Origin of the sequence: Neorhizobium phenanthreniclasticum (genome assembly GCF_040066075.1) — a bacterium.
Classification (GTDB): domain Bacteria; phylum Pseudomonadota; class Alphaproteobacteria; order Rhizobiales; family Rhizobiaceae; genus Neorhizobium; species Neorhizobium petrolearium.
On record NZ_JBEAAL010000031.1, the window covers coordinates 54,916 to 71,108 of the forward strand.

Genomic DNA, 16,193 nt, shown 5'->3' on the forward strand with positions numbered 1-16,193 from the left:
TCGTATCCAATATGGTGTATCGACATACAAAGTCAACCGAGCGTATGGAGGATACTCCCGTGCTCGACGTCGTGGAGACAATCATGGCCGATCCAGTCGATCGCGCGATTGCTGCTGCGAAGCCAAATGCTCGCCGTAGGCCCGCGCGTCCCTGGCCCGTCTGCGCTACTCTCATGATGCTGGCGCTGCCGTTCCTGATCGCCGAGGCGATTGCATGGATTGCCTTAACCCTGACATGGTGGGCATTTTTCGGCATTCTCTATCTGATGCGGCCCGCCGTCCTGCTCCTCGGCATCGCCGCGATCATGTCGGTGCCGATGGCGATCGTCGTCTGGCAGCATCCGGATGCTGCGAACGGAATACCCTTCTGGGCCTTTCCGCTCGGAGGCATCGGCGCGCTTTTGTTCGTGGTCGGCTATGTCGGACAGGTCGACCGGCTCCGGCCGCCGGATTTCACCGACCGATACCCGCCGTTCAGGACATCCCGGCCAGAGGAGCCGTCGCCGCCCGGAAGATTGGACGCCGATAAGGGGTCAACATTCCGCGCCGGTTGACGGGCCATAGATTGAGCACCGCTTTTGGCATTTTGGCGGATACCGTTGAAAAAGGCGCGTGTTAATCTCGCTCCGAGGTTCCCGTTGTAGGGACGTGCCGAGATGTATTTCCCTTCACGCTGGTTTTGGCATTGGTGGCGGGGTCAGCTTCGCGAGTTTCCGGAGGTTTTGGGCTGCTGCGGCGAGGTGGAACTCATCACGCGCTCCGTTTGGCCCTCGTAATCGCAGGCGATCCAGCTTGAGGATGCGTTTGAGGTGAGCAAAAAAAACCGGTAACTTCTCCGGGGTTTAGCACGGATTGTTAGGCCGGCTTCGTCCATGACCATTGCTTTTGCTCAAGGAGGCAACGGTGGCGGTGGAATGGACGATGACGATTGAGGGGAAGAACGAGTTCGGCGACGTTTGCCGCGGGGAGGTGCGAATTGATAAGAGTTGGGAGCACCTGTTCGACGGAGAGGTCGGCTTGTCGATCGAAGAGAGCAAGAAGATCATGGCGGCGCTGCAGAGCGCGGTCGTGAATCACGAGGCAGAGACCTATTCGCTCTTTCGTCGGGTCTGCCCGGATTGCTACACGTTCCGACCGGTCAAGGACTACACGGCGCGCCGGATCCGAACAGTGTTCGGGACAGTCGAGGTGCGCAATCCCCGCTGGGTGCTGTGCCGGGATTGTCACCCGGGCATAGCCGGCGCCTTCGCACCGCTGAAAGAAATCTACCCCGATCGGGCTACGCCCGAGTTGATGGAACTGACAGCACGGCTGGGAAGTATGATGCCGTACCGGCAGGCAGCGAAGGTGCTGGCCGAATTCCTACCCGTCGAGCCGACCGAAACGCACGCCACCGTGCGCAAGCGCACCATCAGGATCGGCGAGCGGCTGGACGATCAGGTTGCACAGGAAGAACGGCGCGCCGGGTCTCATCAAACGGATGAACGGCGCCAGCTCGAAATGCATCTACCCGGTGACCGACGCAAGGAGTTCGTCATCAGCATCGACACGGCTCATGTCCGCAGTGCCGATCCCAATTCAGCGCGAAACTTCGAGCTGGTTGTGGCCCGATGCGGCCGCGGCGGTCGCGGAAACCGACGGGCGCTATTTCGTCACCGGCAGCACCGACGAACAGGCAATCCGAGACCGAGCTCTGCATGCCCTTCGGCGTGAAGGATACTGCGGCTTCGGTGACGTCACCGTGATCTCGGTATAGCGCGGCATCTCGGATGCTGCCGAAATCCTCAAGCGGCTGCCACGGGCGATGCCGAAGCCGACAGCCCACATCATCGACTGGTTCCACATCGCCATGAAGATCCAGCCCATGCAGCAGATCGTCGATCACCTGATCCGCTCCAACTCTGACCGTGCCGAGGAACTGCTCACAATTGCCAAGGACATCAGAGCCGCGAAGTGGCGTCTATGGCACGGCACGCATCACGGCTTCGCAGATCGCCTCGGCGTCCGCGGCGTCATTTTTCTGCCTTTTCACGTAGGGCTTCACATAGGCCGGCGGCATCAGCCGCACGTCATGCCCGAAGACCGAAAGTTGTCGTGCCCAGTCATGGGCGGTCCCACAAGCCTCGATACCGATGAGGCAAGGCGGAACCTGCACGAAGAATTTCAGCATCTGTTGGCGACGTAACTGTCGCCGCACAACTACATTGCCATCGACATCAATCGCATGAACCTGGAACACCGATTTCGCTATATCGATGCCTACGGTAGAAATCTCTTTCATTCGAACGCTCCCGGTTTGTCCATCCTAACCGATGCCATCCTAGCACCGGCGGAGCGGGAGCCTTCCATCCCATCGATTTTCTGCAAATATCGCGGTAGGGATGCCCATTACTGGGCACCCCCCGCACAGATCCGGACGAGCGGAATTCCCGCATCCGGCTCCGCCGCCGAAGCGTCTGAACCCAGAGCCTGATGATGCGGTCGCGAAAGGCGCCGAGCGACCGAAAATTGGTCGGTACAGCGTGATAGGCATAGTAGACAGCAAGCACCTGCTTCAGCCATCGTCCCTGCTCTGGGATGGGCCAATGCATGCGCCGTCGCAACTCGTTCTTGACCTCCGTCAGCTTCGCCACTCTGCGGTCCCTCCGGCTTTTCCGGAGGATCTGGAACCGGCCCTGCCGGGTCTTGCCGCAGATGTGCGTAAAACCGAGGAAGTTGACGTCTCCGGTTTGCCAAGCCCTTTCCTGCGGCGAGCCTGAGCCGCATAGCGGCCAAACTCGATCAGTCGGGTCTTTTCCGGATGGAGTTGCAACGCAAACTCCTGTAGCCGTTGCCGCATCATGTCCCAGAAGCGCCGGGCATCGGCTTCGCGTTCGAAGCCAACCACGATATCATCCGCATATCGCACGATGATCATGTCGCCGGTGGCCTCGCGTCGTCGCCAACGATCGGCCCAAAGATCAAAGACGTAGCGCAGGTAGATATTGGAAAGTAGCGGCGAAATCACCGATCCTTGTCCCGTTCCCCTTTCACTTACAGTAACGATCCCGTCTTCCAGAACACCCGCCCTGAGCCATTTGCGGATCAGGTGGATGATGCGCCTGTCACCGACGCGATGCTCCACGAAACGGACCAGCCAATCCTGGCTGACGCGCTATAAGCCCGCAACGTCGGCGTCCAGAATGTAGCTCACCTTCCGCGTTTCGATTCCGACAAACAGAGCGTCCAGCGCATCATGCTGGCCGCGCCCTGGTCGGAACCCATAGCTGAACCCGAGGAAGTCCTCCTCGTAGGTTTGGTTCAGCACCGTCGCTGTCGCCCTCTGGACAATCTTGTCTTCAAGGGCGGCAATTGCGATCGGTCGCTGCCATCCGTCTGGCTTCGGTATATACGTCCGCCGAGACGGAAGGGCACGATACATTCCCCGTTGAACCCGACTATGCAGGTCCAAGATCCTTTGATCGAGGTCTGCTTCGTAGGTTCGCCACGTTTGTCCGTCCAGGCCGGGGGCTGCGTTACGCTTGAGTGCGTAGAACGCCGTCCTCAGCATCTCTGGATTGATGTGATGGAAGAGAGAGCGGTGAACTTCTCCTTCTTCCTTTGCCTTGCAGCATTCCGTATGCGGTCCAGCGCATGGGACACACTTTCCCGGTCCTGTGCCCGGCGCGTGCTTTGCTGGTCCGCATTCCCCTTGGTTCCTGCCCTTGGCTCCCCTTGCTCCGCCACCGATACTCCGGCGTTGTTCTCAAGGTTCGTTGCTACTATGGCAGGATCTGACTCCTCGAGATCGTTCTTCACCGGATTCGCCTCCTCGCCTTCCCGATGCGGACCAGCAGTGGCATCCCACTCTGGCCAATCCCGAGGTCTCCCGGTTCCCGCGCAAGGAGCGTCCATGCATGCCAGGGTCTCAGACCACGCCGGGTTCAATCGACACTCGCGCTGTCGCACCGATTCATATTGCCTTCCGCACACAAGACGAACGTCGGCACCCGAGAAGCGTCAATCTCGCGGTTCAATGGCTGGCCTACATGCTCCCCTGTCAACGCTTCACGCACAGCCTCACGGCTGCCCGCGCATGACTCGGGGTCAATGTGGATCGCTACTCCTTCATTGCAATGGACTTTCACCATCTACTCCTTGCCGGTTTCTACCGGCGCACCTTGTTCCGACCCCAACTCCCATCGTCTGAGCTGTTTGGCTTCTCGGGCCTTGTCGACGGACTACGCCGTGGGATTCGCCGACGCTGCTCCAATCCTGCTTGTCGGCACGCACGTGGCCGTGCAAATAGCCATCTGCAGGCATCCGGATCGCATGAATCTGCGTCAGAAGCTCTCCCATCTGGCGGTAGCCTGCGTGATATCACCCTCGGTCATCCCGTGACGGAGCGAGCGGCCGGGGAGGTGCGTCAACAACGAATAACGCAGCGGGAGAAGGAAACGCGTTTCATCAACGCGCAGCCACGTAGGGACCGGCACCGTCAAATCGCTCGTCCAATACCCACAGCGCGTTGGCTCCCCTTGCGATCAACCGCGCATCAGGCCCACGCTCTCCTTTAAGCCGAGCCGCTCGATCCGGACATAAAGCGTGCTCTTGGCGATGCCGAGGTCACGAGCAGCGGAGGTCAGGTTGCCCTGATGCTGGCGGATGGCGGCAAGGATAGCCTCGCTTTCAGCGCGCACCAGCGTGCCCGTGGCCGCAGCGGGTGACCCGAAGGCCACGTCCACCCGGTTCGTGCCGGCAAGCTCCGGTGGCAGGTGGCCGCCCGAAAGGCTCGCGCCGCCGCTTTCGAGTAGCATGCCTTCCAGCACGTTGCGCAGTTCGCGGATGTTGCCTGGCCAGTCATGACGATGAAAGACTTCGAGAACCTCCGGCTTCATGTCCGGCACCGGGATTTCGTATCGGCGGGCAATCTCGGCAAGAAGATGCTCCGCCAGCGCAGGGAGGTCGCCTGCCCGGTCGCGGAGAGAAGGCAGCTTCAACGTCGTCACGGCAATCCGGTAGAAAAGGTCGGGGCGAAAGCGACCCGCCTCGACCTCGGCCTTCAAATCGCGATTGGTTGCCGCAATCAGGCGCAACTTGACCTTACGCGGTTGATTTTCACCAATGCGGTAAACCTCTCCGGCCTCGAGCACACGTAGGAGATGCGGCTGGAGATCAAGTGGCATTTCACCGACCTCGTCGAGGAATAGCGTACCGCCATCCGCGGCCTCGATCTTGCCCGTCATGCCGCCGCGCCGTGCGCCGGTGAAGGCACCCTCGGCATAGCCGAACAGTTCACTGGTCAGAAGCTCCCGGGAGAAGCCACCGCAATTGATGGCGACAAAGGGCCCGGAGCACTGCACGCCGCCGGCATGCAGTGCCTGCGCGAAGGCATCCTTACCGACACCGGTTTCGCCAAGCAGGAGAACCGGCACGGGGCTTTTGGCTAGCAGGCGGGCCCGCCGCACCGCCTCCAGATAGGCCGGCGAGCGGCCGGTCAGGCGGTCGAAAGGGTCGGCGGCAGCCGGAGGGTTGCGCGGCAAGGCCCGCAGGCCGGCGCGACGCACCACCGCGCTGCGGTCCGGCAGAACCAGCACCGCCCCCAACCGCTCCCCTTCCAGCAGAATCGGTTCGATCCAGTTGTGGTCGATCCAGTCGGGCATGTTTTCCGGCGCGACGCGCCCCTCACGCCAGGGCAGCGTCAGATCGCGGATCGCGCTTGCCGGACTGCCCCGCCCCTTGGCCAATTCCGCCATCAGCGTGGCCGCCTTGTCATTGGTCTTGATCGCCCGGCCGGAGCGATCGAAAACGATCAGGCCGTCGCCACCTGGCGCGCGCAGCCGCTCGAGACAATGGTCGAGAAGCCGATAGCGCAGCTTCATTTCCCGCTGTCCCAAACGGTTCTCGATCCGCCCCGCGGCGGCCACAGCCAGCGCAAGGCTGTGTCGGCTGTAGCTCTCGCTCAGGCCAGAAATATCAATCGCCCCGAGTGTTACGCCGCTCAGCGGATCCCGGATGACGCTTGCCGAGCAGGACCAACGCTTGATCCCGGAACAATAATGCTCCGCCGAGTGAATCTGTATCGGTTGGCCGATCTGAAGCGCCGTACCAATGGCGTTGGTGCCGCAGACAGCTTCGCTCCAATTAGCGCCCGGCATGAGGCGGATGCGCTCCGTCGGATCACGCAGCGTGCGATCGCCCTCGACACTCAGAACCACCCCTTCCGCATCCGTCAGCACCATGACGGTGCCGGTTTCGAACAGAAAATCGCGTGCGGACGCCATGACCGGGGTGCTGGCTCTGACAAGGTCCCGATTATCGCCGAGTATGCCGTGCAACGTCTCTTCGACTACGGGATCAGGCGCATGCGAGCGCCCGGGATCGACGATGCCATGGCAGCGCCGCCAGGAATCGTCGATCAGCCTTCGGAGCGCATCCGAAGCCGGATCCTGCCCGCCCATGAAGCGCTCCCAGGATGACATGATCTTGTCGTCGTTTTCCGGACGTGAAAATGTCCGGTACGAACCGTTGCCAGTCACCATCGCTCCTCCTCCCTTTTGCGGCGCCCCCAAAACCACTCAACGACCGGCATCCCCTCCCCGGAACGGTTTCCAGCAGCCGCCTCTCCCAATCTATGGATCCAACGATGAGAGACGTTTAACACCAAAAAAGCATCTATTGCATTCATTTTTCGTGGGCCCTCGCCACCCGAAGGGCGCAGCTACGTCCGTCGGCGGCCGCTCTCCGAACGCCAACCGTCCGGTTTCCGGACGGTCCCGAAACAAGTCACATCCGCCATGATTTCGCTAAGCCGTTGTTCCGGCCTCAACCTTTCGGTTGCGCGGAACGTGGCAGGAATCCTGCTTCTCTTCTCCTTCGGGAGGACTGACAATGACGGACAAAAAAAGCAATCTCTCCGGCGCGAATGCCTGCGGCCGGGTGCCGGTGACGATTCTGACGGGCTTTCTCGGGTCCGGCAAGACAACCTTGCTCAATGCCCTCACCGCCCGTCCGGACATGGCGGGCGTTGCCGTGTTCATCAACGAGTTCGGCGATGTCGGCATCGACCACCATCTCGTCGAGCGCGTGGACGACACATTGGTCATTCTCGAATCCGGCTGTCTCTGCTGCACGGTTCAGGGCGATTTGATCGGGGCCTTGATGCGGCTGCATAAACGCATGTCGCGACGGGAGATCTCGCCGGTGAGCCGAGTGCTGATCGAAACCACGGGCCTTGCCGATCCCGCACCCGTGGTGCGGGCCTTAATGGAGGACCGGCTGGTCTCCGCCCGTTTTCGTTGCGACGGTGTGCTGACCGTGGTCGATACGGAGCGCGCCCGCGCGCAGATCGCCCGCCACCGTGAGGCACGGGTGCAAGTGAGCCTCGCTGACCGGTTGCTGCTTTCCAAATGCGACCTCGCCAGCCGTGCCGAGCGAACCGCGGTGGAGCGAGAGCTTGAAGCACTGAACCCGGCGGCGGTACGTCTTGCGCTCCGCCACGGCGAGGCCGATCCGCAGGTTCTCTTCGGCGGCGGGCTCTATGTTTCGGGTCAGGCGCCCGCCGCCGTAACCGGCTGGCTTTCCGGCCAGCGCAATGCGGCGAAAAGCGTCTTCCATTGCGAGCCGCATTCAGGAAGGGTCTCGAGCTTCGTCGTGACGCTGGAGGAGGCGACCGGCTGGCGCGGCTTTGCGGTCACGATGGGTGAAATTCTATCACGCTGGGCTGGGCGGCTGCTCCGGGTAAAGGGCCTTGTCTCCGTCGCCGGCCTCGACCAGCCGGTGGCGGTGCAATGCGTGGATAGCGCCGTCTATGCGCCCCTGCGGCTCGCAGCCTGGCCCACCTCCGGCCCTCTCATGGATCGGCAGGGCCGGCTGGTCTTCATCGGCGAGGATCTCGATGCGCACGTCGAGGCGGATATCCGCGCCCGGCTGGTGGCCCTGCCCGGCGACCGCGAAGCGCTTCGCCGGGCTGCCGTCGCGGGACTGCCGACGCGCACCTGGCTCGGCGAACGCATGCCGCTCACGCCCCGGCCCGGCCTCGTCTCGGATGCGTTCATAATCCAGCCGCGCGTTCTCGGCGAAATGCCTGCGCGGATCTGAAGGATGCGCGGCGCGACGGAACTTCGGCTGGGACAGACCCCTTCGCTGCGCATGACGCAGGTCATGCAGCGCGCCATGGCGCTGCTGCAGATGGACAATGCTGAACTGGCCGGCGCTCTGGCCCAGGAGGCGGCGGCCAATCCCTGCCTGCAGGTCGAACTGCCCTTTCCCGCACCGACGACCGGCGGTGGCCCGCCGCGCTGGCGCCCCTCCCCGTTCAGCGCGGAGGACGGGGAAAGCGAACGAGTTGCCGCGCTGGCCGCCAGCCTCTATGGCCACGTCACAACCCAGATCGGGCTGCTGTTCCGCACCCCGCGGGAAACCGCCATCGCACTGGTCTTCGCCGAAGCGCTGGAGCCGAGCGGCTGGCTCGGCATGGAGGTGAACGCGATTGCCGCGCGCGCCGGCTGCTCCCCCGCCGAGGCGGCGAGGGTGCTGGCTCGCCTTCAGGAGATGGAACCGGTCGGGCTCTTCGCCCGCTCTCTCAGCGAATGCCTCAGCCTGCAAATCGCCGATCAGGGCGCGCTGACGGAACCGATGCGATTGCTTCTCGACCGGCTTCCGCTGCTGGCGCGCGGCGAAATGGCGGCACTTGCCGGCCAATGTGGGGTGAGTGCCGAACAACTCGGCGTGATGGTCGCCCGACTGCGCCGCCTCGACCCCAAGCCCGGTGTGCGCTTCGAGGCGTCACCCGATTTTCGTCGCCCGCCGGATCTCCTGGCCGAGCGCGACAAAAGTGACAGGTGGCAGGTCATGCTCAACCGCGAGAGCGTGCCAAAGATCACGATCGACCCCACGGCCGAGCCGCGGGGTCCACGCGCACTTGCGGAAGCGCGCTGGCTGGAGCGCACGGTGGAGCGCCGCAACCGCATGATCCTGGAGGTCGCGGCTTTCGCCATCGGCGTCCAGCGGGATTTTCTCGAATACGGCCCGGCCCGGCTTCAGCCACTGACCAACAGCGAGGTGGCTGCAGCCATCGGCTGCCACGAAACGACCATCAGTCGCATCCGCACCGGTTTGACGGTCGAGACACCGGCGCGGATTCTGCCGCTTTCGGCCTTTTTCGCCCGTGGCGGCACGGCCCGTCCCGATGGCGCAGGGGTGCCCGGCCCGGCGATCACGACATTGATCGCGGAGTTCATCGCGGCGGAGCCAAAGGACAGACCACTGACCGACGCAGACATCGCCGAGGCCCTGGACGCCCGAGGCATTCGCGTTTCGCGCCGAACCGTTGCCAATCGCCGCCGCGAGGCGGGGTTTCCGGGCGCGGCGGATCGTATGAAGGAGAGGAGAAGAACATGACACGACCCGCAAGCGGGAAGAAAATCCATGGCTCGGCGAGACAGGCGCTCGACGGGCTCCTGTTCGACGGCATGACCATTGCGGCAGGCGGCTTCGGCCTCTGCGGCATTCCGGAATGCCTGATCGACGCACTGGTTGAAAGCGGTGTGAAGGATCTGACCATCGCCGCCAATAATTGCGGGGTTGATCATTTTGGCCTCGGCAAGCTGCTCGACACCCGGCAGATCCGGAAGATGATTGCCTCTTATGTGGGCGAGAATGCCGAATTCATGCGGCAATACCTGGCCGGCGAACTGGAAATCGAGTTCAACCCGCAGGGAACGCTGGCCGAACGCATGCGCGCCGGCGGTTCCGGCATTCCCGGCTTCTACACGAAGACGGGCGTCGGCACGGTGATCGCCGAGGGCAAGGAGCACAAGCAGTTCGACGACGAGACCTATATTCTCGAACGAGGCCTTGTCGCAGACCTCGCCATCGTCAAGGCGTGGAAAGCCGACGAGAGCGGTAATGCCGTCTTCCGCAAGACTGCGCGCAACTTCAACTCGCCGGCGGCGATGTGCGGCAAGATCTGCGTGATGGAGGTCGAGGAAATCGTGCCGACCGGCAGCCTCGATCCGGATCGCATCCATTTGCCCGGCATCTATGTCCACCGGCTCATTCAGGGGCCGCACGAAAAGCGCATCGAAAAACGCACGGTTCGTCAAAGGGAGGACGCTTGATGGCCTGGGACCGCAATCAGATGGCGGCACGCGCCGCACGCGAACTCGTGGACGGAACCTATGTCAATCTCGGCATCGGTATTCCGACCCTCGTGCCGAATTTCATTCCCGATGGCGTGTCCGTCACGCTGCAATCGGAAAACGGAATGCTGGGCATCGGGCCGTTTCCCTATGAAGGCGAGGAGGATGCTGATCTCATCAACGCCGGCAAGCAGACGGTTTCGGAAATGCCCGATACGGCCTATTTCGATTCAGCCACGTCCTTCGCCATGATCCGCGGCGGAAAGATCGCCATGGCGATCCTCGGCGCGATGGAGGTGAGCGAAACCGGCGATCTCGCCAACTGGATGATCCCCGGCAAGCTCGCCAAGGGCATGGGCGGCGCGATGGATCTCGTCGCCGGTGTCGGCCGCGTCGTTGTCCTGATGGAGCACGCCAACAGGGAAGGCGAATCCAAGGTGCTGAAGGCATGCACACTGCCGCTCACCGGCACGCGGGTCGTGGACCGGATCATCACCAATCTCGGTGTGCTCGACGTGGTCGAGGGCGGCCTGAAGATCGTGGAACTGGCGGACGGCACCAGCGACGCCGAGCTTCGCGCCGCCACGCAAGCGACCATCGTCGACTGACAGCCTGATCGCCGACACAGCAAAGCCGGGACCGAAAGGCCCCGGCTTTGCTTTGAGCGTGACGGAGGAGGAACAACTGTCAGGCGCGCATCCGTGCCAGCGCATCGAGCACGGCTTCCGGCGGATGATCGGGCGGAATGCGTGCATAGCGGAATTGCGTGGTGCCGATTTCGGGTAAATCGCCGCCGGCAAACAGCGGCAGGCTAACATCCTGGCCCTGCACCCGATCGCCGCCGCCGATCACCGCATCGAACAGGGGCTCCTGACCCGGTCGAACGCCGCGCCCGACCACGGCCCAACGATAGTGGCGGGCGGCGTTGAAGACGGGCGCATAGCGGTCCGCCGGCCCCGCTGCGCCTTCGGCCTCTTCGATTAGAAGGCCGCCAACGGGACGCGCGCCAACGCATCGGACGAAATCGGCGATATACATCGCCGCATCCTCCACCGCGTCGTCGTCGCGCCCTTCGGCTTCGCGTCCGACCATGCGTTGCGCTTCATCGAGCCAGACGGCTGGCGACGGCATTGCCAGAACCATGGGAATCTGGCCCTGAAGATTGGCCGCAACCGCCTCGGCTACCTCGTCCAGAAGCTTGCGTGGCCCCTCCTCCTCCAGCATCCGACGCAGGGGAAAGGTCGCGCGCTTCTTGGCTGCCATCTCCACCGCCAGTCCCGGATGGCGCGCTATCCAGGACCGGTAGAGATCGCCGACGGGCACGACGGCAACATCGGCCCGCAACAGGCCGCGCGCCTGCGAGAAGAAGGAAAGGTATTTTGCCGCCCCATCGGCCCAGGGATCGCCCTCGGGACCGAGAAGGAGCCGTCGGGCATAGCCCGACGACTCGAGCCAGACCCTCAGACGGTTTGCGCCCGACCCGCCGGGCAGCATCTCCGCGAGACTAGCGCTCATTGCTTCTCGCCTCCCATCGCGCCCAGGGCCATCAGGCGTTGCTCGAGTTCGGCAATCCGCACATCCTTCGGATGCGCCATGTAGTTCGGCTTCGGCTCGTTGCAGCGCCGGCTCTTGTCGGGCGACCCCATGTAGAGCGTGTCCACATCATCGCCCCAGCAGCCGAAATATTGCAGATGCGCCGGCGGCTTGGGCTTGTTCCAGCCCTTGACGAACTCCGAATAGGGCACCGAGCGGGCGATGCGCGCCTTGCGCTCGTCGGCACGGGCTTTTTCCGTGGCGTCGAAGTCGATGGCAAGCGTCACCGGATCGAAGACTACCTTGTAGAGCCGGGCCGCCACTTCCGGCGACATGAGGCCTTCCTCGATATCGCGGACGACACCCACCGGATCGCGCTCCAGAACGTCGCCATAGCCGGCACCCGCCCCTTGCGAAATCATGAACAACTCGCCGCGCTTCGAAATCTCGAAGCCCATGCCCATGTGGTGGGTGGTGTAGCGCGCGCCCTCGAAAGGCTGCTCGTTCATGATCTCCTCGATGGAGTGGCGGAACTTTTCCGGCTGGTTGAGCAGAATGTCATAGACATCGACGCCCTGCACCTTGGACAGCGGGTAGCAACCGCAGGCATAACCGCCGAACAGGCCCTGGATCGGAGGGATCTTGGCACCTTGCGCAGTGGTCATGAAGCCCCACTGCTCGCTATCCTTGGTGGCGACCATCATCGTGTAGCCCTGGCCGCCGCGATACTTGCCGGGCGCAATCGCGTCTCGCGTCATCTTCTTGGAAACGAGCTGGAGGAAAGGCACTTCCTCCTCGTTCAGTTCCTGCTCGCCGATGTCGGCCATGGTGGCAAAGATCGGCGCCAGCGCGTGCTCGCCATCCCGGTCCACCGTCGCGCCCGCGCCCATGCCGTTGAGGTCGGCGCAGAGGTTGCCGAGCGTTTCGCCATGCTGGCTGACCCCGCCCCAGATGAAGGTGTTGATCATGTTGAAGGTCGGGGCATGGACCTTGGTGAACTTCTCCGGGCAGGAATAGAGGAACTTCGCCACCGCATGCTGGCCGGCGGTGAAGCCGGTGAAGATCGACATCAGCGATTGCGAGTTCGGCGCGTCATAGGAGCAATTGACGATCGAATGCGGGTCGGTGATCACTTCGATCGGTGCGAACGCCGCCTGCCCGCGCGGCAAGTCCGGCCAGACATAGCACAGGAAGACCTGCGCCAGCATGCCCTTCAGGCCGGCGACGATGGTGTTCGTGGCGCGGTTGGTGAATTCCGGCGAGGAACCCCGGAAGTCGAAGATCAGCCGGTCGCCGGTCTTGGTGAGCTTGCAATTGATCTTCACCACGCAGTTTTCGCGCAGCGTCGAATCTTGGATGATGTAGGTCCTGACCGTCATGTCCGGCCATTCGGACACGCGGCGCTTCACTTCGGCGCGGACGTTTTCCATGGTCAGGCGCAGGGTCGCAACGAGTGCTTCCGGACCGTCGGAATTCAGTGTTTCCTCGATGCGCTGCTTGATGCGCAGGCAGGCGAACAGCTTCACCTTCATGTCTTCATATTGCAGCTTCGGTTCGCGCACAGAGTTCTGCAGGAAGGTGAGAATGTCCCGCTTGATCTGGTAGTTCTCGACCACCTTGAAGGGCGACATCTTCAGCCCCTCGTCGCTCGGGCTTTCGGCCATGGAGGGCATGCCGCCCGGCTCGATGGCACCGTTCTCGCCCTCATGCACGGTGGAGGCCACCCAGCAGACCAGCTTGCCCTTGTGGAAGATCGGCAGGATCATCGACTGGTCGGTGTTGTGGACATTGCCGTAACGGCTGTCGTTATGGATGAAGCCGTCACCTTCCTTTACGCCCACCGTCGGGTCGTTCATCCAGTTCTTGATGATGAACTTGATGGGGTGGTGCACGAGCGCGGAGAAAATCAGCACGCCACCCGCCGAGGCGATGGCAAGGTCGCCCGACGCCGAATAGACGCCGGTGATGACGTCGCCCCACTTGGCGCCGGGGGCCGCCCCCATCTGCTCGACCATTTCATAGCCTTCGTCGCAGCCGGCCTGGATGCGGTCGCGGATCTTGGCGACGATGTGGCTGTCGGAAACCCTTGTGACGGCCTCGTTTTCCTCTGCCGTGCGCGGCATCAGGTCATGGTTCTGCATGATCTCCGGATCGGGTCCGAGGAACAGCGTGGTATCGTCGAGGAACTTCTTGATGAGATTCATCTCTTCGAGCGAGGGCATTTTCGCCCGGATATCGATCTTGTTCATGGAATTCTCCTCCAGTCGGGTTGGGCGTAAGGCCCGGCGCTCCTCCAGCGCCGGGCTGGCCGTTTTCAGTGGCGGGTGACGGGATTTTCGTTGCGCAGGAACCAGGAGGCTCCCTGCTTCGCCGTTACATAGGTCCAGCCGGGATTGACGAGGAAGGTCGTGACCTCCGAGGCGACAATGGCCGGTCCCGCGATCTCGATGCCGGGTTCCAGATCCTTGCGCGCCCAGACCGGCGTTTCGAACGGCCCGTCGTGACCGACGAAATGGCAGGTGCGGTGGCTGGAAGGCGCAGGCGGCGCCTTGCGCTCCGGTTTCGGCACGGGCTTGATATCCTCGAATTTCACGGTCTCGTGCCGCGCGTAAGAAGCGACGCGGATCGTGTTGATGCGGATGCCCGCTTCCGGCGCCTGCGAGCCCTCGCCGAAACGCTTGCCGTAGTCGGCCGAGAACTGCGAGATGATCGACAGCACCTCGCCCGGCCCATGGACCTCGTGATTGGGAATGACCGCCGTCGTCTGCACGAGCTGGTTGCCGTAGCGCATGTCCAGTTCCAGATCGTGACGGATATCCTCCAGCGGCACGCCCTGGCGCAGGAGGTCCTGCCGGCCCTTTTCCTTCAGTTCGGCGACGATGGCGTTGAAGCGGTCGTAGTCGTCGAAGATGTGGCGCGTATTGCTGTCGTAAAGCACCATGTAGAGCGACTGCTCATGGATGTGGAGCTGGTGCATGTTGCCGGCACCGACCGCCGAGAAAACCGACGAAAGCGGCGGCGCCAGAATGCGGTCGATATTGAGGTTCTGGGCAATGCCGCAGCAATGCAGCGGCCCGTTGCCGCCATAGGCCAGCATGGTGAAGTCCTTGGGATCGTACCCCCTGGCGCGCAGCTCGGTGAAGAGGCCGTTGGCCATGTTGTCATCCACCTTCTCGCGGATCAGCTTCGCCGCCTCGATGACCGAGCAATCGAGTTCGTCGCACAGCGCATCCTCGATGGCCGCCTTGGCGCGGCGCGGATTGAGCGGGATCGAGCCGCCGGCATAATTTGCCGCGTCGAGATAGCCGAGCAGCAGGTCGGCATCCGTCACGGTCGGGCGCAGGCCACCACGGTCATAGCAGGCCGGGCCGGGATCGGAACCCGCACTTTCCGGACCGCATTTCACCGTCTTGTACATGCGGTCATAGGACGCGATGGACCCACCGCCGGCGCCGAGCGTGACGAGGTGGACCATCGGCACCGATACAAGCCAGCGGTCGATGACCGGATTGAAGTCGTAGTGCTTCACCCCGCCTTCCACGACGATGCCGATATCGTAAGAGGTGCCACCCATATCGGTGGCGACGACATTGCCGAGGCTCGCCTGCATGGCGAGATGCTCGGACGCGCCGATGCCCGAAACCGGACCGGAATGGATGGTCTGCAGCGCATCGGTGGAGTTGAGCTGCGCCATGCCGCCGGAATTGTGGATGACCAGCATCGGCTTGTCATACTTGTGGGCGCGCAGGTTCTGCTCCAGCGCCGAAAGCGCGTGATACATCGTCGAGTGCAGATAGCCATCGACGATGGCCGAGGTGGCGCGCACATATTCGCCCTTCCGGCCCGCCACCTGATGCGACAGGATCACCGGGATCGCACCGAGCAGATGCGAGGGGTATTCCTCCAGGACGATTTCCTCGATGCGCTGCTCGTGCTCGGGGTTCACCACGGCATTGACCAGCGCGACGACGATGATCTGGGCGCCGCGATCCACCAGTTCGCGAAGCTGGCGGCGCACGTCCTCCTCGTCCAGGGGCATGACGAGCTTGCCCTGGAAATCGAGCCGCTCGCGGATGCCACGGATCATGTGCGGCTGGACCAGCGGTTCGGGACGCTGGGCGTTCGGCATGTCCTGCTGGCCGAGATTGTCGAGGCCCTCGCCATAGCCACGGGCACGGCTGAGCGGCACCGTCGCCTCATAACCGGCCGTGACCAGCATGCCGATCTTCGGCCCCTTATGCTCGATCAGCGCATTGGTGCCGAGCGTGGTGGCATAGCGGACGCTGTCGACGGATTGCAGGATCTGCTCCAGCTCCAGCCCAAGCACGGCGCAGGCCTTGCCGAGGGCCTCATTGAAGCCCATGGCCAGATTGTGATGCGTCGTCAGCGCCTTGGTTTCGATATATTGCTGGCCCCAGACGACAAAGCAGTCGGTAAAGGTGCCGCCGATATCAACGGATACGCGTTTCATTCTCGCTCCCTATCTTTCGCAAGGGGATCGCGCCGCCCTCCCCGGCAGGCGCGTCCCTGTGAATGGTC

General features: G+C 62.9%; 10 protein-coding genes and 3 pseudogenes. 6 read left to right on the plus strand and 7 right to left on the minus strand.

The genetic code is table 11. The annotated features are described in order from the left end of the window. The first annotated feature begins 83 nt into the window (after positions 1-83). Positions 84-554 carry a hypothetical protein gene (locus ABK249_RS28490; RefSeq protein WP_280107532.1) on the plus strand — a complete coding sequence of 157 codons (471 nt, stop codon included), beginning with the start codon at positions 84-86 and terminating at the stop codon, positions 552-554. Positions 555-668: 114 nt separating this feature from the next. On the opposite strand, the pseudogene ABK249_RS28495 reads toward ABK249_RS28490, so the two are convergent. Next, positions 669-824: pseudogene (locus ABK249_RS28495) on the minus strand (IS5/IS1182 family transposase); the annotation flags it as partial. Positions 825-903: 79 nt separating this feature from the next. Between ABK249_RS28495 and ABK249_RS28500 the strand changes: the two are divergent. Then, on the plus strand, positions 904-1,713 hold the full coding sequence (locus ABK249_RS28500) for a hypothetical protein (protein ID WP_227705599.1): 810 nt from the start codon (positions 904-906) through the stop codon (positions 1,711-1,713). A 259-nt stretch (positions 1,714-1,972) separates the two neighbouring features. Here ABK249_RS28500 and ABK249_RS28505 read toward each other — a convergent pair. The 3 genes and pseudogenes from ABK249_RS28505 to ABK249_RS28515 form a co-directional block, all read right to left on the minus strand. Further along, a pseudogene (locus tag ABK249_RS28505) lies at positions 1,973-2,281 on the minus strand (IS110 family transposase); the annotation flags it as partial. Positions 2,282-2,620: 339 nt separating this feature from the next. Then, a pseudogene (locus ABK249_RS28510) lies at positions 2,621-3,550 on the minus strand (reverse transcriptase domain-containing protein). 973 nt (positions 3,551-4,523) lie between these two features. After that, positions 4,524-6,521, minus strand: coding sequence for a sigma-54-dependent Fis family transcriptional regulator (locus ABK249_RS28515; RefSeq protein WP_348864659.1), 1,998 nt, complete (start codon positions 6,519-6,521; stop codon positions 4,524-4,526). Between the two features lie 349 nt (positions 6,522-6,870). Here ABK249_RS28515 and ABK249_RS28520 point away from each other — a divergent pair, with 349 nt between their 5' ends. Genes ABK249_RS28520 through ABK249_RS28535 form a run of 4 tightly spaced genes read left to right on the plus strand, consistent with a single transcriptional unit; the run spans position 6,871 to position 10,729 of the window. Then, on the plus strand, positions 6,871-8,079 hold the full coding sequence (locus ABK249_RS28520; protein ID WP_227705597.1) for a CobW family GTP-binding protein: 1,209 nt from the start codon (positions 6,871-6,873) through the stop codon (positions 8,077-8,079). A 3-nt stretch (positions 8,080-8,082) separates the two neighbouring features. Beyond that, positions 8,083-9,381 (plus strand): RNA polymerase factor sigma-54, encoded by a 1,299-nt coding sequence (locus ABK249_RS28525; protein ID WP_037156302.1) that lies wholly within the window; start codon positions 8,083-8,085, stop codon positions 9,379-9,381. Then, on the plus strand, positions 9,378-10,100 hold the full coding sequence (locus ABK249_RS28530; protein ID WP_037156300.1) for a CoA transferase subunit A: 723 nt from the start codon (positions 9,378-9,380) through the stop codon (positions 10,098-10,100). The genes ABK249_RS28525 and ABK249_RS28530 overlap by 4 nt, the downstream gene beginning before the upstream one ends. Further along, entirely contained in the window at positions 10,100-10,729 is a 630-nt protein-coding gene (locus tag ABK249_RS28535; RefSeq protein WP_037156298.1) for a CoA transferase subunit B, read from the plus strand. Before ABK249_RS28530 ends, ABK249_RS28535 begins: the two co-directional genes overlap by 1 nt. A gap of 79 nt (positions 10,730-10,808) precedes the next feature. On the opposite strand, the gene ABK249_RS28540 is transcribed toward ABK249_RS28535, so the two are convergent. From ABK249_RS28540 to ABK249_RS28550, 3 genes are all read right to left on the minus strand, one after another. Continuing rightward, positions 10,809-11,636 (minus strand): hypothetical protein, encoded by an 828-nt coding sequence (locus ABK249_RS28540; RefSeq protein WP_037156296.1) that lies wholly within the window; start codon positions 11,634-11,636, stop codon positions 10,809-10,811. Next, positions 11,633-13,903 carry a hydantoinase B/oxoprolinase family protein gene (locus tag ABK249_RS28545; protein WP_227705596.1) on the minus strand — a complete coding sequence of 757 codons (2,271 nt, stop codon included), beginning with the start codon at positions 13,901-13,903 and terminating at the stop codon, positions 11,633-11,635. Before ABK249_RS28545 ends, ABK249_RS28540 begins: the two co-directional genes overlap by 4 nt. Positions 13,904-13,968: 65 nt before the next feature. Beyond that, positions 13,969-16,125, minus strand: a complete 2,157-nt coding sequence (locus ABK249_RS28550) for a hydantoinase/oxoprolinase family protein (protein WP_227705595.1) — start codon at positions 16,123-16,125, stop codon at positions 13,969-13,971. Between the last annotated feature and the right edge of the window lie 68 nt (positions 16,126-16,193).

Coding starts and splice junctions, on each gene's coding strand:
- ABK249_RS28490 (WP_280107532.1), top strand. CDS start 84: ATGGCCGATCCAGTCGATCGCGCGATTGCTGCTGCGAAGCCAAATGCT.
- ABK249_RS28515 (WP_348864659.1), bottom strand. CDS start 6,521: ATGGTGACTGGCAACGGTTCGTACCGGACATTTTCACGTCCGGAAAAC.
- ABK249_RS28520 (WP_227705597.1), top strand. CDS start 6,871: ATGACGGACAAAAAAAGCAATCTCTCCGGCGCGAATGCCTGCGGCCGG.
- ABK249_RS28525 (WP_037156302.1), top strand. CDS start 8,083: ATGCGCGGCGCGACGGAACTTCGGCTGGGACAGACCCCTTCGCTGCGC.
- ABK249_RS28530 (WP_037156300.1), top strand. CDS start 9,378: ATGACACGACCCGCAAGCGGGAAGAAAATCCATGGCTCGGCGAGACAG.
- ABK249_RS28535 (WP_037156298.1), top strand. CDS start 10,100: ATGGCCTGGGACCGCAATCAGATGGCGGCACGCGCCGCACGCGAACTC.
- ABK249_RS28540 (WP_037156296.1), bottom strand. CDS start 11,636: ATGAGCGCTAGTCTCGCGGAGATGCTGCCCGGCGGGTCGGGCGCAAAC.
- ABK249_RS28545 (WP_227705596.1), bottom strand. CDS start 13,903: ATGAACAAGATCGATATCCGGGCGAAAATGCCCTCGCTCGAAGAGATG.
- ABK249_RS28550 (WP_227705595.1), bottom strand. CDS start 16,125: ATGAAACGCGTATCCGTTGATATCGGCGGCACCTTTACCGACTGCTTT.